General features: G+C 54.9%; 6 protein-coding genes and 2 pseudogenes. 6 read left to right on the plus strand and 2 right to left on the minus strand.

The genetic code is table 11. The annotated features are described in order from the left end of the window. Positions 1–608: 608 nt before the first annotated feature. Positions 609–1040, minus strand: coding sequence for a hypothetical protein (locus tag ACRXB1_RS30080; RefSeq protein ID WP_449494114.1), 432 nt, complete (start codon positions 1038–1040; stop codon positions 609–611). Between the two features lie 305 nt (positions 1041–1345). Between ACRXB1_RS30080 and ACRXB1_RS30085 the strand changes: the two genes are divergently transcribed. The 6 genes and pseudogenes from ACRXB1_RS30085 (at position 1346) to ACRXB1_RS30110 (ending at position 3972) form a co-directional block, all read left to right on the plus strand. After that, a complete protein-coding gene (locus ACRXB1_RS30085) occupies positions 1346–1819 on the plus strand; it encodes a hypothetical protein (RefSeq protein ID WP_449494115.1) in 474 nt (157 codons plus the stop codon). A gap of 24 nt (positions 1820–1843) precedes the next feature. Further along, a pseudogene (locus ACRXB1_RS30090) lies at positions 1844–2026 on the plus strand (tyrosine-type recombinase/integrase); the annotation flags it as partial. Between the two features lie 116 nt (positions 2027–2142). Continuing rightward, positions 2143–2388, plus strand: a complete 246-nt coding sequence (locus tag ACRXB1_RS30095; protein ID WP_449494116.1) for an AbrB/MazE/SpoVT family DNA-binding domain-containing protein — start codon at positions 2143–2145, stop codon at positions 2386–2388. Further along, on the plus strand, positions 2385–2783 hold the full coding sequence (locus ACRXB1_RS30100; RefSeq protein WP_097276763.1) for a PIN domain-containing protein: 399 nt from the start codon (positions 2385–2387) through the stop codon (positions 2781–2783). Before ACRXB1_RS30095 ends, ACRXB1_RS30100 begins: the two co-directional genes overlap by 4 nt. A gap of 55 nt (positions 2784–2838) precedes the next feature. Beyond that, positions 2839–3531 (plus strand): DUF4145 domain-containing protein, encoded by a 693-nt coding sequence (locus tag ACRXB1_RS30105; protein ID WP_449494117.1) that lies wholly within the window; start codon positions 2839–2841, stop codon positions 3529–3531. A gap of 201 nt (positions 3532–3732) precedes the next feature. Further along, the gene (locus ACRXB1_RS30110; protein WP_449494118.1) at positions 3733–3972 is read left to right on the plus strand and encodes a hypothetical protein; all 240 of its coding nucleotides are present in this window, start codon (positions 3733–3735) and stop codon (positions 3970–3972) included. Between the two features lie 505 nt (positions 3973–4477). Here the strand turns inward: ACRXB1_RS30110 and ACRXB1_RS30115 are convergent. Beyond that, positions 4478–4926: pseudogene (locus ACRXB1_RS30115) on the minus strand (aminotransferase class V-fold PLP-dependent enzyme); the annotation flags it as partial. Between the last annotated feature and the right edge of the window lie 129 nt (positions 4927–5055).

A 5055-nucleotide genomic window follows, 5' to 3' on the forward strand; every position in this document is an offset into this window, starting at 1 on the left:
TTCATCCCGCGCTTCGTCATCGTATTCGCGTCGGCCATCGCGCTTTTGGCCAATCACTAAACGGCTTCGCAAGTCATTTTCTTCTGTCATCGGTGCAAATCCTCTAAGTGTCCACGTGGACACCTAGCATCAGAGTGCAGCGATTTCTACACAAGGACGCTACTGATGGATCGCATACGGCCGAAGGCATCACGTAACCGGCCGCTGGCTCGTGTTGACCGTATCCGTCTGGACCAGCCCACGGGTTCATGTCGCCTTGACTGACGAAAAACGTTGTCAATTGTCCAGTCGCGGTGAAATGCACGATATTGCCGCGTAAAACGTGGGTAAGTACGAAGCCTTCAACCCATGCATCGAGTGTGACTATCGAGGATGCGCCCGTGTGGGGCAGTTGCGTTGGCGTATTCATGAGGCACTCCCGTCAAAAAATAATCGAGCTTCACGATGCTTCTTCAAAAGAATCTGACACTGATTCAGAAGCGCCCATAATATCGAGACGGTTGACCGCCCGCTCCGATGATGCAAAGGCTTCATTTGCGGGTGGCACGACTTTCTATGAGCTTTGGAAAGTGCGCTCTCAGCAGGTCTTCTTTGTGAATCGGCTGCGCTCACCGGTAGTAGTTAATCATAGTTCCGGTGCGTTTATTTCCCGACGACCAGTTTTTGAAATGGCCGCAAACATGAGTTCCGTCAATTTCTGGCGTCGACCACCATTTCGACCATGAAATGCTACAGGTCGTACCATTAAGGCACCCACCGCTGGCGCCGCCGTCCTTATCGCTAGCGCTTAACAAGACATGAGTCACCACCGCACCGGCTGGAATGTCCGCGCATACGTCTTTGCAAAATTCGTAACCTGGGCGCGATACCGCTCCGTTTAACGGGCTTGCGCATGGAGGATCGTCACCATTAGCATCGAAATGAGTGTTATTTACCTCGACCGCGACTGTGATGCTTTTTTCTGCATCCGCGCCGAACGTGTTCGATACTACGGCCAGCGCGATTGCACCAGAAACTATCCTATGCATGGCAGCGTTCATGAGGATGGCAAAATTTAAAGTTCACAAGGCGCATATTCAATATGCGGGAGACGGACGACTTTGTATTTCCATATGCATTTGCCGCCTTTCGCTGATGGTTGCCCGACGCGTTACACGAATTGACCAATCGCTTTAAGTCCGCTTCGATGACAGTAGACCGCCCGCTCCAATGATGCAAAGGCTTCATTCGCGATTCGCACGACTTTCCGAGGTTGCGAGCGATGACGCAGTGATATGCTCGAAAAAGAGCCTTGCGGGTTTTCTCTCTGAACACGATCCATTCCCTATACGTTCAGAGGTTCGCTATGCGCCAGCACATCAAACGCGCCGAAGTCTTATCCCCCAGCCAAATCCGGCATCTTCTTCGAGTCACTGACGCCACCAGCCGTCACCCGGAACGCGATGCGGTTATTTTGCTATTAGGGTTGGCATGTGGGATGAGAATCACCGAGATTGCCCAGGTTACCGTTGCAGACTTTTACTTTGCGAGCGGAGATTTACGGCGGGAAGTGTCATTGCGTGCGGCCATTACGAAAGGATGCAGACAACGCTGCATTTATCCATCGTCGCCCAAAATTATTGCTGCACTGGGCCGCTACGTTTTGCACAGGCGCGAACGGGAGTTGGGAACAGCAATGGGCCGCACGGATTATCACGGTTTAAACCCCCACCTTCCTCTCGTGCTGAGTCGGAAGGGCTATTCGTTTTCATTGAGCATGAAGCCCCGTACCGACGCGCAGGGAGCTACAACAGACTATTGGGCGGCTGATTCCCTATAGGCGTACGTCACCGGGCTATACCGAGCTGCTGGCACAAAAGGAACAAGCCACAGCGGCCGTCGAACATTCGCGACAAGGCTGCTTTCCAATGGCGCGACCATTGAGCAAGTTCAGCTGCTTCTCGGCCACAAGAGCATTGACCAAACGAGCCGGTATATCGATGTGTCGCTCGCCGAGATGGCCCAAGCCATGGCAACGGTAATCTGATGCATGGAAATTCCAGTTTGGCGCGATTTTGCCGTAATCCAAGGGCTAGCGCGCTATTTTGCGCTTGCTTTTATCCTCTCCTTACCATAAAGTAAGGAATATTGGGGGGGTGACTAATGACAGCAGCAACTATCACATCGAAGGGCCAGGTAACGATTCCGGTGGACGTACGCAACCAACTTGGATTGGAATCGGGCGACCGGATCGAATTCAGCTTCAATGAGGTCACGGGCCGGTACGAGGTTTACCCAGCTACGCGCTCGCTTGCGTCGCTCAAAGGTATCGTGAAGAAGCCCGGTAATCCCGTGTCGATTGAGGACATGAACCGGGCCATCGCCGAGCAGGGAGCATCAGTGCGATGATCGGACTGGATACAAATGTTTTGGTCCGGTACCTCGCGGAGGACGATGCCGTGCAGTCGAAGAAGGCGACCGCGCTTATGGCGTCTCTAACGGCCGAGCAGCCAGGGTACGTTTCGCAGGTTGCACTGGTCGAGGTCGTGTGGGTGCTCGGGCGCTGCTACGGCGTCGAGCGTGAGCAGATGAAGGACATTATCGATTCGATGATCGGCACCAAGGAACTGGTCGTTGAAGGTGCGGACACGGTGCGAAAAGCACTTCGCGTTTTCGGTGCATCTGCGAAGGCGGATTTCGCGGACTGCCTGATCGAGCGGTCGGGGCACGTCGCCGAATGCGAGTACACGGCAACTTTCGACGTGATGGCTTCGAAGGTCGCCGGGATGCGTTTGATTGCGTAATCACGGCCTGGGCCGATAACGGAAAACAAAAAGGACCCCTCGCTTGGAGCAACCAATGTCTCAGGACACCATGAAAGCGCACTGTCCACGCTGCGATGGGGAGCGGAATTGCACCATACATGGGGCACTAGATGAGCCTTGGGAATGGACAGATGGCGTGCATTCTGTAAACGGGCAAAATGACCACCGCATACTTAGATGTATGGGTTGCGATACCGTGTTTTATTGGAAAAGCAGTTGCGATTCCGAAAGTTGGGATGGCGGATACGACCGCCACGGGAATGAAGTAATCTCTCACCCTTCTGATATAAAAACGTTTCCTCCTCCCGACGCCAAGGATGAACGACCGGACTGGATTTGGGACCTTTCCACCATTGATCCGCAGCTTTACGATATCTTGACGCAAACCTATGTTGCGTTCCAGAACGACGGTCTGATATTGGCGTCTGTCGGGCTGCGAACAGCTCTAGATCGAGCCACCGAGTTCTTGAAAATCAACCCTGGTTTATCTCTCGAAAAAAAGGTAAAAGCGCTACTTGAAAATGGGTTTGTTGGCGAGACGGAATCTCGGATTTTAGCAACCGTCGCAGACGCTGGAGGCGCCGCTGCCCATCGTGGATGGTCGCCTGACAAAAAGGAGTTTCGCACTTTGGCCGCTGCGCTTGAGCAGTTCATCCACCGGACTGTGATACAGGGGCAAAGCGCGCTTGATATAAAAGCGAAGATTCCTCCACGACATGTCCGCTAGTTGGTTTGCGGGCTCAGCCGTCATGCTAGCGCTGGGGTTGCTCATGGGGCATCTGTGGTCGTCATCGCACAATTTTGGCGAGGCCGCCGTCGCGAGCATTTTCGGCCTGACAAGGCTCGCATTCATCGGCGTAGGGCTGAAGGCCATCGGGCAAGATGGTCGGTCGGCCTGATGCGCAAAGGACAACGGAAAACCGGAATCATGAAAGACGTGAAATTAATGCAGTGCTGCGACACCTGCGGGGCGAGCTATCAGTTCGGGCCACATCTGTACGATGGCAAGACCATTCCGACGTATGGCATCAACGTGTGCATGACCTGTTGGCAGGCGAATTGGGATGGTTGGGCACCCCACCTCGAAGCGAAGGTGACGGCTAAGCTTCGTGCGAAAGGCTTGCCGTTGCCTGAACGTAACGCAAAAGGCTGGCTGCCTCGCGACTAGGAAAACAACACAACCCAACAGAAAGCCGGGTAGCACATGGCGATATCAGGCTATTACAAGGCTGGCAGCGACTAGGACGGAAAACTCGGAGCCTCGGGAATGAAGAATCGACAAAGCGCGCCTACTCACTGGACTGACATTTCGATCACGGTCAATGGTGTTGAAGTTCCTGGCTCATACAGCGTTGACAGGACGGATTGGATGACAGTCCGGATGACGGGCGGTTGTACCAAGGGCGCACGTGGTGGGCCAGCCGCCGAAGGCGTCGCGCGCATTATCCTGGGCGAGTTGTATTCCGAAGCAAGCCGAGCGGCCGAATAGGAAAACGAAAATGAGTAGGACTGGACTCGCTGATCTGGCCGTAGATGCAGTGCGAAACCGAACTCGGCTAGCACTGCCCGATGACGACCTCTATCTTTATCGTCTCGGGGTCGCTCTTTACGGTTTCGCCTCGCTTAGCAGCTTTATGGCGGAGGTTGCTTGCCAACTTGACAGCACTCTGCGCCTATCTGAAGTGCAAGCAGGTACCGGAGGTGCGATATTGGCCAAGTTTCGCGACAGTGTAAAAAAGGCTATCCATGCCATCCAGATGCATCTCCCACAACGACGACATCTCCCGCAGTCGCGCAACCTTGTCGCGCAGTAGTGCCGCCGCGTAGTCGACTTCGTCCGCGGTGGTAAACCGCCCGATGCTGAAGCGGATCGAACTGTGGGCCAGTTCATCGCTGCGCCCGAGCGCGCGCAGAACATACGACGGGCCAGCGATGCCGAAGTGCATGCGGACCCGGACGATACGGCCAGGTCCTTGACCGCCATGATCAGCGACTCGCCCTCGACGAAGTTGAAGCTGATGTTGACGATATGCGGCACGCAGCGCGATGGGTCACCGTTGCGAAAGGTCTGCCCGATCGGTTCGAGGCCTTGAAGCAGTCGGTCGCGCAAACCGGCGATACGCGCAGGTCCTTGACCGCCATGATCAGCGACTCGCCCTCGACGAAGTTGAAGCTGATGTTGACGATATGCGGCACGCAGCGCGATGGGTCACCGTTGCGAAAGGTCTGCCCGATCGGTTCGAGGCCTTGA

The sequence above is a fragment of the Caballeronia sp. M23-90 genome, assembly GCF_053574605.1.